General features: G+C 71.7%; 14 protein-coding genes. 5 read left to right on the forward strand and 9 right to left on the reverse strand.

What is annotated here, in order from left to right; all coding sequences use genetic code 11:
• Positions 1–49: 49 nt before the first annotated feature.
• From ACFQS2_RS16125 to rimP, 3 genes are all read right to left on the reverse strand, one after another.
• Entirely contained in the window at positions 50–355 is a 306-nt protein-coding gene (locus ACFQS2_RS16125; RefSeq protein ID WP_377020379.1) for a YlxR family protein, read from the reverse strand.
• A 177-nt stretch (positions 356–532) separates the two neighbouring features.
• Entirely contained in the window at positions 533–1528 is a 996-nt protein-coding gene (gene nusA / locus ACFQS2_RS16130; protein ID WP_377020378.1) for a transcription termination factor NusA, read from the reverse strand.
• Position 1529: 1 nt separating this feature from the next.
• Positions 1530–2120 carry a ribosome maturation factor RimP gene (gene rimP / locus ACFQS2_RS16135; RefSeq protein ID WP_377794411.1) on the reverse strand — a complete coding sequence of 197 codons (591 nt, stop codon included), beginning with the start codon at positions 2118–2120 and terminating at the stop codon, positions 1530–1532.
• A 133-nt stretch (positions 2121–2253) separates the two neighbouring features.
• Here rimP and ACFQS2_RS16140 point away from each other — a divergent pair, with 133 nt between their 5' ends.
• Positions 2254–3348: a DUF4439 domain-containing protein gene (locus tag ACFQS2_RS16140; protein ID WP_377794412.1), complete on the forward strand. Its 1095-nt coding sequence runs from the start codon at positions 2254–2256 to the stop codon at positions 3346–3348.
• 13 nt (positions 3349–3361) lie between these two features.
• On the opposite strand, the gene ACFQS2_RS16145 is transcribed toward ACFQS2_RS16140, so the two are convergent.
• Positions 3362–5146, reverse strand: coding sequence for a proline--tRNA ligase (locus tag ACFQS2_RS16145; protein ID WP_377794413.1), 1785 nt, complete (start codon positions 5144–5146; stop codon positions 3362–3364).
• Positions 5147–5304: 158 nt separating this feature from the next.
• On the opposite strand from ACFQS2_RS16145, the gene ACFQS2_RS16150 reads away from it, so the two are divergent.
• The 4 genes from ACFQS2_RS16150 (at position 5305) to ACFQS2_RS16165 (ending at position 10428) form a co-directional block, all read left to right on the forward strand.
• Positions 5305–6690, forward strand: a complete 1386-nt coding sequence (locus tag ACFQS2_RS16150) for a hypothetical protein (RefSeq protein WP_377794414.1) — start codon at positions 5305–5307, stop codon at positions 6688–6690.
• A gap of 272 nt (positions 6691–6962) precedes the next feature.
• Positions 6963–8471, forward strand: coding sequence for a sugar ABC transporter ATP-binding protein (locus ACFQS2_RS16155; protein WP_377794415.1), 1509 nt, complete (start codon positions 6963–6965; stop codon positions 8469–8471).
• Complete coding sequence (locus ACFQS2_RS16160; RefSeq protein ID WP_377794416.1) at positions 8468–9475, forward strand: ABC transporter permease; 1008 nt, start codon at positions 8468–8470, stop codon at positions 9473–9475. Before ACFQS2_RS16155 ends, ACFQS2_RS16160 begins: the two co-directional genes overlap by 4 nt.
• Positions 9472–10428 (forward strand): ABC transporter substrate-binding protein, encoded by a 957-nt coding sequence (locus tag ACFQS2_RS16165; RefSeq protein WP_377020371.1) that lies wholly within the window; start codon positions 9472–9474, stop codon positions 10426–10428. Before ACFQS2_RS16160 ends, ACFQS2_RS16165 begins: the two co-directional genes overlap by 4 nt.
• Positions 10429–10469: 41 nt before the next feature.
• Here ACFQS2_RS16165 and ACFQS2_RS16170 read toward each other — a convergent pair whose 3' ends face one another.
• From ACFQS2_RS16170 to ACFQS2_RS16190, 5 genes are all read right to left on the reverse strand, one after another.
• The gene (locus ACFQS2_RS16170; RefSeq protein WP_377794417.1) at positions 10470–11315 is read right to left on the reverse strand and encodes a GNAT family N-acetyltransferase; all 846 of its coding nucleotides are present in this window, start codon (positions 11313–11315) and stop codon (positions 10470–10472) included.
• A 7-nt stretch (positions 11316–11322) separates the two neighbouring features.
• Positions 11323–12486 (reverse strand): flavodoxin-dependent (E)-4-hydroxy-3-methylbut-2-enyl-diphosphate synthase, encoded by a 1164-nt coding sequence (gene ispG, locus ACFQS2_RS16175; protein WP_377020368.1) that lies wholly within the window; start codon positions 12484–12486, stop codon positions 11323–11325.
• A 100-nt stretch (positions 12487–12586) separates the two neighbouring features.
• The gene (locus tag ACFQS2_RS16180) at positions 12587–13939 is read right to left on the reverse strand and encodes a M50 family metallopeptidase (RefSeq protein ID WP_377794418.1); all 1353 of its coding nucleotides are present in this window, start codon (positions 13937–13939) and stop codon (positions 12587–12589) included.
• Positions 13936–15141: a 1-deoxy-D-xylulose-5-phosphate reductoisomerase gene (dxr, locus tag ACFQS2_RS16185; RefSeq protein WP_377794419.1), complete on the reverse strand. Its 1206-nt coding sequence runs from the start codon at positions 15139–15141 to the stop codon at positions 13936–13938. The genes ACFQS2_RS16180 and dxr overlap by 4 nt, the downstream gene beginning before the upstream one ends.
• Positions 15138–15686 carry a DivIVA domain-containing protein gene (locus ACFQS2_RS16190; protein ID WP_377794420.1) on the reverse strand — a complete coding sequence of 183 codons (549 nt, stop codon included), beginning with the start codon at positions 15684–15686 and terminating at the stop codon, positions 15138–15140. Before ACFQS2_RS16190 ends, dxr begins: the two co-directional genes overlap by 4 nt.
• Between the last annotated feature and the right edge of the window lie 63 nt (positions 15687–15749).

Here is a 15749-nt window from a genome sequence, read left to right on the forward strand (position 1 = left end):
TCCTGAGGGTGCTCATGAGCGAGTACTCATCGGATGTCCATGGGTTCTTCTACCTGTTCCACGTTCGGGGGGTATCGAAGTTCTCGAGATCCCGGGGTATCAGCCCGGTGTCGACCGCGCCGCGGAAGGACCGGGCGAAGCCGCCTCGCCGCAGGGCGAGGTCGAGGCATGCTGCGTCGGGGTGGAGCCACGACCCGCGACCGGGTGCCGACCCGGTGGGGTCGACGCGGACGCGTGGAGCGGCACCGTCGGGAGCAGGCTCCCGGACCAGGCGCACCAGCTGCTCGCGCGGGGCCACCTGGCGGCAGCCGACGCACGTGCGCTCGGGGCGATGAGGTGCGGAGTGGGCGACCACGCCTTCACCTCCGTTCCGAGCGAGTCCGCCTGGGGGCCGGCGACCGGTGGGAGGCTCAGCACCCGCTCATCGATCGCTCACCACTGGGCGAACAGCCTGGCCAGTCTAGCGGACACGCCCGGGATCAGCCGTACCCGCGAGGCGTGGCACACACCTCACCCGTCGTCGGGCGTGGTCTCAGCCTTCCGCCGTGGCGATCCGGGGCTCCTGCTCCTCGTCGGTGTGGATATCGATCTTCCATCCGGTGAGCTTCGCCGCGAGACGCGCGTTCTGCCCGTCCTTGCCGATGGCGAGCGAGAACTGGCCGGCCGGGACGACGGCTCGCACGGCCCGGCCCACCTCGTCGATGACGGTCACGCTGGAGACCTTCGAGGGTGAGAGGGCGTTGGCGACGAAGGTCGCGGGGTCCTCGTCGAAGTCGACGATGTCGATCTTCTCCCCGCCCAGCTCGCTCATCACCGCGCGGACCCGGGCGCCCATGGGGCCGATGCAGGCGCCCTTGGCGTTGATCCCGGGAGCCTTCGCATGGACCGCCATCTTGGTGCGGTGGCCGGCCTCGCGGGCGAGGCCGGTGATCTCCACCGTGCCGTCGGCGACCTCGGGGACCTCGAGCGAGAACAGCCGGCGCACGAGGTTGGGATGCGAGCGCGACAGCGTGATCTGCGGCCCCTTGGGGCCCCGTCGCGCCTCGGTGACGTAGGCCCGCAGCCGGCGCCCGTGCGAGTAGTCCTCGCCCGGGACGCGCTCGTGCGGAGGCAGCACGGCCTCGACCTCGCCGAGGTCGACCAGCACCATGCGGGGGTCGCGCCCCTGCTGGATGATGCCGGAGACGATGTCGTCGGCCCGGTCGGCGTACTCGCCGAGCACGGCTTCGTCCTCCAGGTCGCGGATGCGCTGGAAGATGACCTGGCGGGCGGTGGAGGCGGCCACGCGCCCGAAGTTCTCGGGGGTGTCGTCCCACTCCTCGACGATGTTGCCCTCGCTGTCGAGCTCGCGGGCGATGACGGCGACCTCGCCGGTGCTCTCGTCGATGATCACCTCTGACTCGCGCACCGGGTGATCGGTGTGGAGGTAGGCGGCGTGCAGCGCCGAGCGGATCGCTTCGAGCAGGACGGGCAGGCGGATGTCGCGCTCGCGCTCGAGCGCGCGCAGGGCACCCATGTCGATGTCCATCTCAGCTCTCCTTCGGGGAGGTCGGGTCCGCGTCAGCGAGCAGCTGCGCGAGGTCGGCGGGTGGATCGAACTCGACTTCCACACGCGCGGAGGCGACGTCCTGGACCGGGATGTCCAGTCGTTCCGTGGTTCCGGGGGCGCGCCGCTTCGGGCGGCCGCGGTCGTCGCGGCCCGGTTCCTGGCGCAGCCGCAGGGTGTTCTCGGCGGTGACCGCGAGCAGGCGCGCGCGCAGCTGCGTCCCGTCGGACTTCGTCAGGCTCAGTAGCCGGCCGCGCGAACGACGGAAGTGCCGCGGGGCGGTGAGCTCCCGGTCCACACCGGGCGTCGTGACCTCCAGGACGGCGGGATCAGGACCGAGCAGGGAGTCATCGGCGTCGATCAGCTCCGAGAGCTCGCTCGAGGCCCGGGCGACGGTGTCGAGGTCGGCGCTGCCCAGCTGATCCTCGGGCAGGTCCACGACGAGGCGGACCTCCGCCGTGCCGCTGCCGCCCGTGATCACGATGTCCTCGAGCACGAGATCGTGGGCTGCCAGAACCCGACCGGCGGTCTCCCGCAGGATGGTGTGGTCCGGGGGACCATCGAGGGCGCTCATCGCTCGCTCACCTCCTCCTGCCTATGGGTACCTGTGCCTGCCGCACGATGTACCGCGCGGCAGGGATGGACCCAGGATAGTGTCCGCACGCCGCCGGTGCCTCCAGGGAGGGCTCCGATGCGAGAATCCTCCTGTGATCCTTCCCCGCGACCCGCGTCCGGCACCGAGCGCCCTCACCCGGCGCGGGGTGCTGATGGCGGGCGGCGCGGCCGCCCTCGCGCTGGCGGTGCCGGCCGGACTGGCAGGCTGCGGGCCGATACGGATCGGCGGGCCCGCGACCTACACGCCCCCGCCGCCGGGGATCGACGATCTCTACCGCACCGACCTGATCGCCGTGCTGGACCGGGCGATCGCGGGGACCGACGCCCTGGTCGGCGGCGCAGCGCCCTCCGACCCCGCGCTCTCGGACGCCCTGGGAGAGCTGACCGCCGCCCTGCCGGCCCAGCGCACCGGACTGCTCACGGGCGCCCAGTACGAGCGGGAGCAGGAGGCGGCGAGTGATCCCGCCCCGGGGCAGACGTCGGCCCCTCCGCCCGCTGATGCCCCGACCGACGCCGCCGGCCTGGTCGACACCCTGGTGGAGCTGCGGTCCCTGGCGACCAGCGCCTCCCGGCAGATCTCCGGGTCCCTCGCCCGGCCGGTCGCCGCGATCGCCGCCCACACCGAGTGGAGCGTGCGACGGCTCCACCTGGCCGCCGATGCGGGCGAGGTCCCGGCACTGCCTGCGGCCGAGGAGATCGTGCCCGGCCGTGAGGTCCCGGAGACCGATCCGCCGTCGATCGGCGCGGAGACGGACTACCACTCGAGCATCGAGCGCGCCCAGCAGGAGGAGTGGTACGCGGGCTACGTCCACGAGGTGCTCGCCGCCCGCAGCGAGGGTGAGGATCGCCAGTGGCACCTGACGCTGGCAGAGCGCCATCGGACGCGTGCCGGGGACCTCGGGGCCATCGCCGAGGAGGACGGCTGTCCCGTGGTGGGGCGCCAGGCGGTCTACGCCCTGCCCGGCGGGACCCTGGACGACCGCACGGCCGGTCAGCTGCCCGCGCTGCTGGCGCGCGGACTGCTCGTGGACCACGTCTCCCTGGTCGGGGCCGCCCCGTTCGCCCGCCGCCCCCTGTCCATCCTCGCCGCGATGGAGGAGGCCGACGTCCTGGTCGGCAGGACCGAGAGCCTCGAGCCCCTGCCCGGGGTGCGCGTCGAGGAGGCGCCCGTCAGCGACGGCGGCTGAGGCCCGGCGGGGCTCAGCCCTCCCGGACGATCCCGACCACCGTCTCGACGACGCTGTGCGGAGCGATCTCGTCGACGGCCCCGCTCGCGCGGTCGCGGACCTCGACGACGCCGCTGGCCAGGCCCTTGCCGACCACCACGGAGGTGGGCAGGCCCAGCATCTCGGCGTCCTTGAACTTCACGCCCGGGGACACCTTGGGACGGTCGTCGTAGAGCACCTCGAGTCCGCGGGCCTCGAGCTCGCTCGCGATCCGCTCGGCCTCCTCGGCGATCGCCGGGTCCTTGCCGGTGGCCATGACGTGCACGTCGGCCGGCGCCACCGTCCGCGGCCACACCAGGCCCTTCTCATCGTGGCAGAGCTCGGCGATGGCGGCCACGGCGCGGGTGACGCCGATGCCGTAGGAGCCCATGGTGACCACCGCCGTCTTGCCGTTCTCGTCGAGCACCCGGAGATCCAGCGCCTCGGCGTACTTGCGGCCGAGCTGGAAGATGTGCCCCATCTCCATGCCGCGCGTCAGGCGCATCGGGCCGGACCCGTCGGGAGCCGGATCGCCGTCGCGGATCTCGGCGGCCTCGATGGTGCCGTCGGCGTGGAAGTCCCGGCCGAAGACGAGGTCGTAGACGTGCTTGCCCTGCTCGCCGGCGCCCGCGACCCAGGAGGTGCCCGGCACCACGCGAGGATCGACGAGGTAGCGGATCTTCGAGGCGGATCCGAGCCCCAGCCCCTCGGGACCGATGTAGCCCTTGGCCAGCACCGGGTGCGCGGCGAAGTCCTCGTCCGTGAAGGGGACGGCGATGGCGGGGGCCACCGCGGCCTCGAGCCGCTTCTCGTCGACCTCCCGGTCTCCCGGCAGCGCGATCACCAGCGGCTCGGTGGAGCCGTCGGGGAAGGTGAGACGGTAGACGAGGTGCTTGAGCATCTCGTAGCGCGTCCACTCCCCCGACTGTGTGGTCGGCCCCTTGCCGGGGAACGCCTGGTTCGAGAAGTCGGTGAGCGCGGCGATGGTGTTCGCCCCCGGGGTGTCCTCGACATGCATGGCGGGCAGGGCGGCGATCTCGGCCTCGTCCAGAGCGGGCGGCGCCGGGGTGGTGACGGCCTCGACGTTCGCGGCGTAGCCGCCGTCGGAGACCACGAAGGTGTCCTCGCCGACGGGAGTGGGATGGAGGAACTCCTCGGAGCGGGAGCCGCCCATCGCGCCGGCGTCGGCCTGGCAGATCACGGTGGGCAGGCCGAGGCGCTCGAAGGTGCGCTGGTAGGCGCCGCGCTGCTTCTCGTAGGAGGCATCCAGACCGGCGTCGTCGATATCGAAGGAGTAGGCGTCCTTCATGATGAATTCGCGGGTGCGCAGCAGGCCGGCGCGGGGACGCGCCTCGTCGCGGTACTTGGTCTGGATCTGGAACAGCATGGCCGGCAGATCCTTGTACGAGTTGTACAGGTCCTTCACGGTGAGCGTGAACGCCTCCTCGTGCGTGGGGGCGAGGAGGTAGTCGGCCTGCTTGCGATCCTGGAGACGGAACAGCGTGGGTCCGTACTCCTCCCAGCGACCGGTGGCCTCGTAGGGCTCGCGCGGCTGCAGTGCGGAGAAGATCAGCTCCTGCCCGCCGATCGCCTCCTGCTCCTCGCGCACGATCGCCTCGACCTTGCGCAGCACCTTCAGCCCGAGCGGCAGCCACGTGTACACGCCCGGGGCGCTGCGACGGATGTAGCCGGCGCGCACGAGGAGCTTGTGGCTGGCGACCTCGGCGTCGGCCGGATCCTCCCGCAGGGTGCGGACGAACGACGACGACAGACGGATCATGGAGCAGGCCTTTCGACACGGGCGGGTCGGCGCCGCCGTCACCGGCCGCGCACGCGGGCCCCATGGTACTGGGCAGGGCGCGGCGCCCCGCCCCGAGCGGCCTGGTCGGAACCTCGCGCAGTACCCTGAGGGCCGGCGCTCGCAGAGGGAGGTGAGCCATGGAGACGTCATCGACCGGCCCCTCGGGAACGGGACCGCGAGAGCCCGGCTCGCCGTTCGCCCTGCCTCCTGTCCCGTCCCGTCGCCGCCTGCTGCGGGGCGTCGGCGCCCTGGCCGCCGCCGGCACCCTCGGCGCGGGCGGTTATCAGGCCTACCGTGTCCTCCGACCCCCGGCCGACCCGCGCACCGTCATCCCTCTGTACTCCGGGACGGTCGCCTACGACGCGACCGGGCAGCGGGTGCTCGTGGGCGCAGCGGGCGTCGAGGCCGCGCTGCGCCCCGGGACGCGTCTGACCGCGGACGTGCCGGGAGGGTCCGCGGCGGCGGAGCGCTCCGAGCAGTTCTGGAGCGTCACCGCGCCCTGGCGCTCGCGCGTGGAGGCCGACGGATCGATCCCCGCGGAGATCGCCGATCTGGCCGGTTCCGCTCTGGCTGACCTGTGGGTGCTCTGCGACGACCTGCCGGCCCCGGTGGCCGCCTGGACCCCGTACTGGCGGTACGTGTGGCCGCGCGATGCGGCTTTCTGCGCCGTCGCCCTGGCCAGGGTCGGCCATGTCGACCACGCCGTGCGGATCCTCGAGCACCTGCAGTCGATCCAGCCCGCCGAGGCCTGGTTCGAGGCTCGCTACGTCCCCGGCACGGACCGGGCACCGGATGACCGCGAGCGCCAGTTCGACGGCACCGGGCTCGGGCTCTGGGCCGCGGCCGAGGTCGCCGACGCCGGCGGCGAGGCCCGCCGGGGCGAGATCGCCCAGCGGCTCTCCCGGCTCATCAGCACCTCGCAGCGAATCCTGCTGACCGCCACCCGAGACGGCGAGGGGATGCCTCCCGCCTCCCCCGACTACTGGGAGGTGCCCGAGCGCCGCGTGACGATCGGGATCATGGCCAGCGCTCTCGCCGGCCTCCGGGCCGCCGGCACGCTCACCGGCGAGGACCGTGCACTGCGTGCCGCAGACGCCTTCTCGAGCCTGCTGGCCAGCACGTTCGGTGCCGGTGGCTTCCAGCGCTACCGGCGCGGCGGCGGGCCGGACTCGGGTCGGGCGTTCCTCGACGCGACCGGGTGCCACGGGCTCGTCGCGCCGCGGCAGCTGCGCTCGCTGCGGGCGGACCTGGCCCGACCCGCCGGAGGCATCGCCCCCGGTGCCTCATGGCGCGAGGACGGGATCAGCTGGACACCGTCGACGAGCCTGCTCGGTCTCGCTCTGGCCCGCGCCGGCGAGCGCGATGGCGCCCGCGAGATCCTCCACTGGGTCGCCGCCCACCGCACCCTGGACGGCTCCGTGCCGGAGAAGGTCCTCTTCGACGGCCGTCCCGCCGCTGTGGCCCCGCTCGCCTGGACCGCGGCCAACGTCCTGCTGACCATCGACGCGCTCGCCCGTGCCTGATCCGCCCGATCGGGCCGTGCCCGGTGAGTGCCGCTGACCGCCTGCACAGCGTGCCATCGGGGACCGCCGAACGGCCCGTGGCCGGCGTTGCTTGACACACACGACGCGGTCCGTAGCATGGGCGTGTAATCGATTACCAACGAGGGTAAGAGCGAGGACACTCGCCCCGGTCGGAGGCAATGACGCTGGTGGACCACGATTCGACAACTGCGCACGGAGCGCGGGACGACACTGTCGGCAGCCGACCGCCGCTCCTGGAGGTCCGAGGGGCGGTGAAGACGTTTCCCGGTGTACGGGCCCTGTCCGAGATGCATCTCGAGCTGCACCCCGGCGAGGTGCTCGCTCTCGTCGGCGAGAACGGAGCCGGCAAGTCCACGCTGATGAAGCTGCTGGCCGGCGTCCACGCGCCGGATGCCGGTGAGTTCCGGTATCTCGGCCGCCCGCTGGCCGTGCGAGGCCCGCGCGATGCCGCGGAGCAGGGACTGGCGATCATCCACCAGGAGCTGAACCTGATGCCGGCCCTCACCGTCGCCCAGAACATCTTCATCGGACGTGAACCGGTACTCGGCAGGTTCCTCACCCGCCCGTCGCGATTGCACGCACGAGCTCGGGACCTGCTCGATCGCCTCGGGATGGCCCTGGATCCCTCCGCCCCCGTCGCCTCGCTCTCCGTGGCCGAGCAGCAGATGGTCGAGATCGCCAAGGCGCTCTCCTACGACGCCCGGGTGCTGATCATGGACGAACCGACGGCCGCCCTCACCGAGCGGGAGGCCGACGCGCTGCACGAGCTGGTCCGGCGGTTCATCACGCCGGAGACCGGCGTCATCTACATCTCCCACCGGATGGAGGAGCTGGGGCGCATCGCCGATCGCGTCCAGGTCATCAGGGACGGCGAGTTCGTCGACACCTTCCCCATGGCCGAGGCCTCCGTCCAGGACGTCATCACCAAGATGGTCGGACGCACCCTTCCCGCCGAGACCGGCCCACAGGACGTGCGGCACGATCGCCCCGTCATCCTCCGGGCCGACGGACTCCGGAGCCTGCCCCTGGTGAGGGACGTCTCCTTCGATCTGCGCGAGGGCGAGATCCTCGGTGTCGCGGGCCTCATGGGTGCCGGCCGCACGGAGATGGCCCGGGCGCTGATCGGATCGCTCCCCCGGCAGGCCGGGACGATCACCTATCGGGGCCGGCGGATGCACTTCGGCTCCCCCGCCCAGGCCGCGCGGCACGGGATCGGCTACCTCCCCGAGGACCGCAAGCAGCTCGGCCTGCTGCTGGAGCACTCGGTGCAGAAGAACATGGAGCTCTCCGCCCTCGGCGACCGCTTCCACAGCGCCGGCTTCATCCGGGACGGCGCTGCCCGCCACGCCGCGGAGGACCAGCGCCGGAGACTGCGGATCAAGACGCCTGACCTGCAGCGGCAGGTCAAGAACCTCTCCGGCGGCAACCAGCAGAAGGTCGTGCTGGGCCGGTGGTTGATCAAGGACTGCGACGTGCTGATCGTCGACGAGCCCACCCGCGGCATCGACGTCGGCGCCAAGGAGGAGATCTACGAGCTGCTCCAGGACCTGGCCGCCGCCGGCAAGTCGATCGTGGTGATCTCCTCGGAGCTGCCGGAGGTGCTGCGCCTGGCACACCGCGTCGTGGTCATGGCCGAGGGCCGCGTCACCGGCGTGCTGGAGGCCGATGAGGCCGATTCCGAATCCGTCATGGCCCTGGCCACCACCCCTGAACCGACCGTCACGACGCCGCGCGGCGGCGAAGAGCGAGGAGAACGATGAGCACCGCCACCACCGCCGGGACGAGTTCGGAGCCCACCACGGCCGAGCGCGGATCCGCCCTGAAGAACCGGCTCCAACAGCTGCTCGCGGCCGGAACCCTGGCCCTGATCTTCGTGGCCTTCTCCATCGCCAGCCCGGCCATCTTCCCCACCTGGGGAAATCTGGTCACGATCCTGTACTCGACGGTCGTGATCGGGCTGCTCGCCCTCGGCGTCACGTTCGTGATCTCCACCGCCGGCATCGACCTCTCCGTCGGCACGGGCATGGCCCTGTGCGCCGTGATGAGCGGCATGTTCATCGTGAACTGGGGGATCCCCGTGCCTCTCGGGATCGTGCTGGCGATCCTGTTCGGTGGGCTCATCGGACTGGTCAACGGCATCAATGTCGCCGTCCTGGATCTGCCACCGTTCATCGCGACGCTGGCGATGATGATGGTGGCCTCCGGACTCGCCCTCGTGGTCTCCGGCGCCGCTCCGATCTACTTCGAGAGCTCCGCCTACATGGGCTTCTCCACCGGCACGCTCCTGCCCTCGATCCCCAACGCCGTGCTGGTGCTGCTGGTGGCGGCAGTGGTGGCCGCCGTGCTCATGTCGCGCACGCTGCTGGGCCGGTACACCATGGCCATCGGCTCCAACCGGGAGGCCGCCGCCCTCGCCGGCGTGCCGATCAAGAAGTGGCTGATCATCGTGTACGTCGTGGGCGGGCTGTTCACCGGACTGGCGGGCGTCATGATCTCGGCCCGGCTGGGCTCGGCGCAGCCGGCCACGGGCATGGGCTATGAGCTCGATGCGATCGCCGCCGTGGTGATCGGCGGGACGTCGCTCTCCGGCGGCCGCGGCACCATCGTCGGCACCGTCATCGGTGCCCTGATCATCTCCGTGCTCACCAACGGACTGCAGATCCTCTCGATCCCGCAGGAATGGCAGGACGTGCTGCTGGGAGCGGTCATCCTCGTGGCCGTGTTCATCGACCGGCTGCGCAGGCGTTCGGAGCGGGCGTCATGAGGCCGACCCGCAGAACCGTCCTCGCCGGTGCGGCCACCGGCCTGCTGCTGCCCGCGGCCGCCTGCACCAGCGGCGGCCGCGACGACATCCGGCACATCGCCCTGGTCTCCAAGGGCTTCCAGCACCAGTTCTGGCAGGCCGTGCGGCGCGGTGCCCGGGCGGAGGCCGAGGAGCAGGGGGTCGAGATGACCTTCGAGGGCCCGCCGTCCGAATCCGATATCGAGGCCCAGATCACGATGCTGCAGAACGCGGTGACGCGGAACCCCGACGCCCTCGGGATCGCGGCGCTGGACTCCCGGGCGGCCGCCCCCGCGCTGGAGGAGGCCCGGGCCAAGGGCATCCCCGTCGTCGCCTTCGACTCCGGGGTGGAGTCCGACATCCCGGTCTCCACGGTCGCCACCGACAACCGGGCCGCGGCGCGGGAGGCCGCCAAGCACATGAGCGAACTGATCGGCGGGCAGGGCCAGGTCGGCATCGTCGCCCACGACCAGGTCTCGCTGTCCGGCACCGACCGGCGCGACGGATTCCTCGAGGGCATGAAGGAGTTCGGGCCGGACGTGGAGATGCTCGAGGTCCAGTACGGGGAGGGCGACCAAGCCCTCTCGGCGAACATCGCCCGCTCCCTGGTCACCGCGAACTCGGAGCTGCGCGGACTGTTCGGCACCAATGAAGGCTCCGCGATCGGCATTCTCAAGGGCGTCCAGGAATCCGGTGCCACCGATCTCGCGGTGATCGGTTTCGACTCCGGCCGGGCCCAGGTCGAGGCGATCGAGGCCGGGGAGATGGCGGGCGCCGTCACCCAGGACCCGAAGACCATGGGGGCCCTGACCGTGCGTACCGCGCTGAGCGCCGTGCGTGGTGAGAGCATCGAGCCGATGATCGACACCGGGTTCCTCTGGTACGACGCCGCCAATCTCCAGGACCCTGAGGTGCAGCAGGCGATCTATCTCTGAGCTCTGACCGCTCGGAGAGCTCGGACGGCGAGTGGGGCGGCTCAGAACAGGATCGTGGTGAGCTCGCCGACCTGCCGGAACCCCGCGGCGGCATAGGCCCGCCGGGCGGGCTCGTTGAAGTCGTTGACGTACAGCGAGACCTCCGCCGCATGGTCGCGGCGCACCTGATCGACCAGATCCGCCATGGCCGCGCGGCCCAGGCCACGGCCCCGCTGACCGGGGCGCACCCACACCCCGTGGATCTGGGCGACCGGACCGAACAGGGCGCCGACGTCGGCCTTGAACACCACGCGGGAGTCGTCGAAGACCACATAGGTGCGCCCCTGGCGGATCAGGGCGGCCACGCGGGCCCGGTAGGAGCGTCCGGAATCGCCGTGCAACGGGTCGACCCCGACCTCCTCGCGGAACATCGCCACGGCGGCAGGGAAGACGGCGTCCTCCTCCCCCGGCAGTGCGGGGCGCAGACCCGATGGGGAGGTAGCCGCGGTCGCCTCATCCGCCACCAGCAGCGGCTGGCTCCAGCGGTACTCGCGGACGTCGCTCCCCCAGGCCGCGGACAGCGGCGCCCACAGCTTCTCGACGGCGGCGCGGTCACCCACCACGGAGCTGGCTCGCCGCGACCGGGCGGCCATGTGCCGGCCGAAGTCGTCCAGCGCCAGGTCCGTCGCGGACATCGGAGACAGGTTCACCCCGTGCCACAGCAGGCCGACGGGCGCGTCCTCGTCGCCGGCCAGGGAGAACTCCTGGGAGACCGTCTGCGTCCGGCCGACCTCATGCAGCCTCGCCCCTGCGAGCGCGTTGGTCACCGGATCGGTGAGCGCATGCGCGAGAGCGACCTCGATGCCGCTGGGGCGGACCGCTCGGATCCGCCCTCCGCGCCGGAACACGGCGGGCTCAGCTGACGGAGACGGTCGGTGCCCCGGCGGCGACGGCCTCCCCGCCGTCGGCCTCGGCCGCGATCCGGTTGGCCTCGGCCAGCAGGGTCTCGACGATCTCGTCCTCAGGGACGGTCTTGATGACCTCACCCTTGACGAAGATCTGACCCTTGCCGTTGCCGGAGGCCACGCCGAGATCGGCCTCGCGGGCCTCGCCGGGCCCGTTGACGACGCAGCCCATGACGGCCACGCGCAGGGGGACCTCGAGATCCTTCAGGCCCTCGGTGACCTTGTCGGCCAGCGAGTAGACGTCGACCTGGGCACGGCCGCAGGACGGGCAGGAGACGATGTCCAGCTTGCGGGGCTTGAGGTTCAGCGACTGCAGGATCTGGTTGCCGACCTTGACCTCCTCCACGGGCGGAGCCGAGAGGGAGACGCGGATGGTGTCGCCGATGCCCTCGCCGAGCAGGATGCCGAAGGCCACGGAGGACTTGACGGTTCCCTGGAAGGCGGGGCCGGCCTCGGTGACCCCGAGGTGCAGCGGCCAGTCGCCGCGCTCGGAGAGCTGGCGGTAGGCCTCGACCATGATGATCGGATCGTTGTGCTTCACGGAGATGCCGAAGTCGTGGAAGTCGTGTTCCTCGAACAGGGAGGCCTCCCACACCGCGGATTCCACGAGCGCCTCGGGGGTGACGCGGTCACCGGTCATCATGCGCTTGTCGATGCTGCCGGCGTTGACGCCGATGCGCAGAGCCGTGCCGTGCTCCTTCGCGGCGGCGGCGATGTCGCCCACCTGGTCGTCGAAGCGACGGATGTTGCCGGGGTTCACGCGGACTCCCGCGCAGCCCGCCTCGATGGCGGCGAAGACGTACTTGGGCTGGAAGTGGATGTCGGCGATCACCGGGATCTGGGACTTCGCCGCGATCGCGGGCAGCGCATCGGCATCCTCCTGGCGCGGGCAGGCCACGCGCACGATGTCGCAGCCGGCGGCGGTCAGCTCCGCGATCTGCTGGAGGGTGGCGTTGATGTCGTGCGTCGGCGTGGTGGTCATCGACTGCACGGTGATCGGCGCGTCACCGCCGACGTACGTGCTGCCGAGTTTGACCTTGCGCGTCTTCCGGCGCGGTGCGAGCACCGTCGGCGGCTGCTTGACGGACGGGATCCCGAGGCTCACTGAAGTCACTCCTCCATTATGGACTCCTGCGGCAGAGGTGGAAGGCGAGCTATGACACCTCCACCGCACCTGCACGAGCCCGCCGCGCACCGCGGAGCCCCGCCGCCCCTCAGGGGAACAGCGTGATGGGCTCGACGATGTCCGCGTAGAGCAGCAGCACCGTCATGAGGATGAAGGCGATCGCGACCGCGTTGGTCAGCGGCAGCAGCCGTGACATGTCCACCGGCCCCGGGTCCGCTCTCCCGCGCAGCCGTGCCAGCAGGCGCCGGATGCCTTCGACCAGGGCTCCGGCCACATGGCCGCCGTCCAGCGGAAGCAGCGGCACCAGGTTGAACACGAACAGCGCCATGTTCAGGGAGGCGAGCATCGAGATCATGGTCCCGGTCTTCTCGCGCAGCTCGAACCCGGGCTGGTCGGCGGAGGCGACCTCGCCGGCAAGTCGAGAGACCCCGACCACGCCGAGAGGGCCGTCGGGGTCCCGCTCGGCGCTGCCGAAGGCCGCCTGGGCCACCTCGTAGAGCCGCACGGGCAGGGTGAGGATCAGCGCCCCGGTGCGGGTGAAGGCGGACCACGCCATCTCGGGCACGACGGCCGGGGACTGGGGGACCAGTTCCCGGGTGCCGGAGACGCCGAGGAAGCCGACCTGCTCGGTGACCAGATCCCCGTCCTCGTCGTAGACCGCGGAGCCGTCCTCGTCCAGCACCGGCCGCGCGTCCACGATCGGGGTGGCCTCGAGGGTGAGGATCTCGCCGTCGCGCTCGATGACGACGGGCACGGTGCGGTCGCCGCTGGCGCGGACCGCTGAGGTCACGTCGGACCAGGTCTCGATCTCGTGGCCGTCGATCTCACGCAGGGTGTCGCCGGGCCGGATACCGGCCGCGAGGGCCGGGGCCTCGGGCCTGCCCTCGCAGCTCGCGTCGGCCGGAGCATCGGCAGGGACCACGCACTCGGAGACGGTGTCGACGGTCGGGGTGATGGCGGGCAGGCCGATCCCGGTGACCATCACCGCCATCAGCACCACGGAGATCAGCAGGTTCATGGCGGGCCCGCCGAGCATCACCACCAGCTTCTTGGGCACCGAGAGGGCCACGAAGGTGCGGTGGGCGTCCTCGGGTCCGTACTGGGAGGCCTCGTACTCCTTGGCCTCCTGCGACATCTGCGCCATCTGCTGGACGAGCCCGGTGGAGTCCTCCCGGATCGTGCCCTCCGGCTCCCCCTTGTGCGGCGGGAACATCCCGATCATGCGGATGTACCCGCCCAGCGGGATCGCCTTGAGCCCGTATTCGGTCTCGCCGCGGGTGCGGGAGAAGACCGTCGGCCCGAAGCCGATCATGTACTGGGTCACCCGGACGCCGAACAGCTTGGCCGGAAGCAGGTGGCCCACTTCGTGCAGGGCGATGGAGATCGCGAGGCCGGCGGCGACGACCAGGACGCCGACGATGAACAGCAGGGCGCCGCTCATCCTCCGCTGCCCTCGATCAGCTCCCGTGCGGCGGCGCGAGCCCAGGCCTCCACGGCCAGGACGCCCTCGACGCCTCCGCTCGGCGTCGCCTGCGGACGCAGCGGGTGCGCGAGCACGGAGGTGATCAGCTCGGTGATCCCCAGGAAGGTCAGCCGTCCCTCCAGGAACGCGCTGACGGCCTCCTCGTTGGCGGCGTTGTACGCGGCCATCGCTCCTCCGCCCTCGCGGTGGGCGGCGCGGGCGACGGTGATCGCCGGGAAGGTGTCCTCGTCGACCGGTTCGAAGGTCCAGGACTGGGCGGTGGAGAAGTCGAGCGGAGCAGCCAGCCCCGGCAGCTTCTCCGGGTGTGCGAGCGCCCAGCCGATCGCGTGGCTCATGTCCGGGGGGCTCGCCTGGGCGATGGTGGACCCGTCGACCAGCGTCGCCATGGAGTGCACGATCGACTGCGGATGGACGACGACGTCCACGCGGTCCTCCGGCAGGTCGAACTGCAGGCACGCCTCGATGACCTCGAGCGCCTTGTTGACCAGCGTCGCGGAGTTGGTGGTGATCACGGGGCCCATCGCCCAGGTGGGGTGGGTGAGGGCCTGCTCGGGAGTGACCCCTTCGAGCTGCGACCGGGTACGGCCGCGGAAGGGGCCGCCGGAGGCGGTGACCACGAGGCGGTCGACCTGCTCGGGGCGGACCCCCGCCAGGGCCTGGGCGATCGCGGTGTGCTCGGAGTCGACGGGGAGGATCTGGCCGGGGGCCGCGGCCCGAGTGACGAGCTCACCGCCGACGACGAGGGATTCCTTGTTGGCCAGGGCCAGCCGGGCTCCGGAGGCGAGGGCGGCGAGGGTGGGCAGCAGGCCGACGGACCCGGTCACGGCGTTGAGGACCACGTCGCCCTCGCCGAGGCTCCCCGCCAGGTGGGCCACGGCGCCCTGGCCGCTCTCGAGGCGGGGAGCGGAGATTCCCGCCGTCCGGCAGGCGGAGGTCACGGCGCGCTCGACGCCCTCGGCGCGGTCCGGATCGGAGACCACGAGCCGCTCGGGGCGGTGGGCGAGGACCTGTTCGGCGACCAGCTCGGGCCGCGAGCCGCCGACGGCGAGGCCGTGGACCTGGGCGAGGTCCGGGTAGCGGGAGATGACCGCCAGGGTCTGGGTGCCGATGGAGCCGGTGGCCCCGAGCAGCACGAGCCGACGGGCGGGGCCCCCGGTCACGGCACGGAGGCCATCACGTCCGCGACGTGGTCCAGGTAGACGTCGACCACGGCCTCCCGGTATCCGTCCGGGCCACGGCGACGGCGGAAGGCGGCACGACGCACGTCGTCCACGCTCATCGGCAGCCCGTCGGTGAAGTAGGCGACCAGCTGATCGCACAGCGCGTCGACGTCGGCCCGATCGTAGGCCGGCTCCCCCTGGGGCGCCGGTGCGAACCGCTCCCCGGCGGGACGCTCCAGGCGCTCCTTGAGCATCTCGGCGCGTTCGGTGAGCTGGGCGACCCAGACGTCCTCGCCCTTCTCGGCGATGGCGTCGTCCCTGGCCTGCAGGGCGAAGGCGTCCGAGAGACGGTCCAGGGCCTCGTCGACCACGCGCATGTCATAGCCGCCGCGCTCGGTGCCGAAGCTGGCCGAGGTGATGTCCGCTCCGCTGAAGCCGGGATCGCACCCCTCGTAGGCGGTGCGGGCGCGGGCGAGGAACTCGTCGACCTCGCGCATGTCGTATCCGACGCTGAAGCGAGAGACACGCTCGAACGATGTGCTCACCAGTGGATCCTTCCTCGGTGCTGTCGGTGTCCCACTGTAGCGGCGTGGGCGGTGGGGTTCGTG

Origin of the sequence: Brachybacterium sp. GCM10030267 (assembly GCF_042666875.1) — a bacterium.
Classification (GTDB): Bacteria; Actinomycetota; Actinomycetes; order Actinomycetales; family Dermabacteraceae; genus Brachybacterium.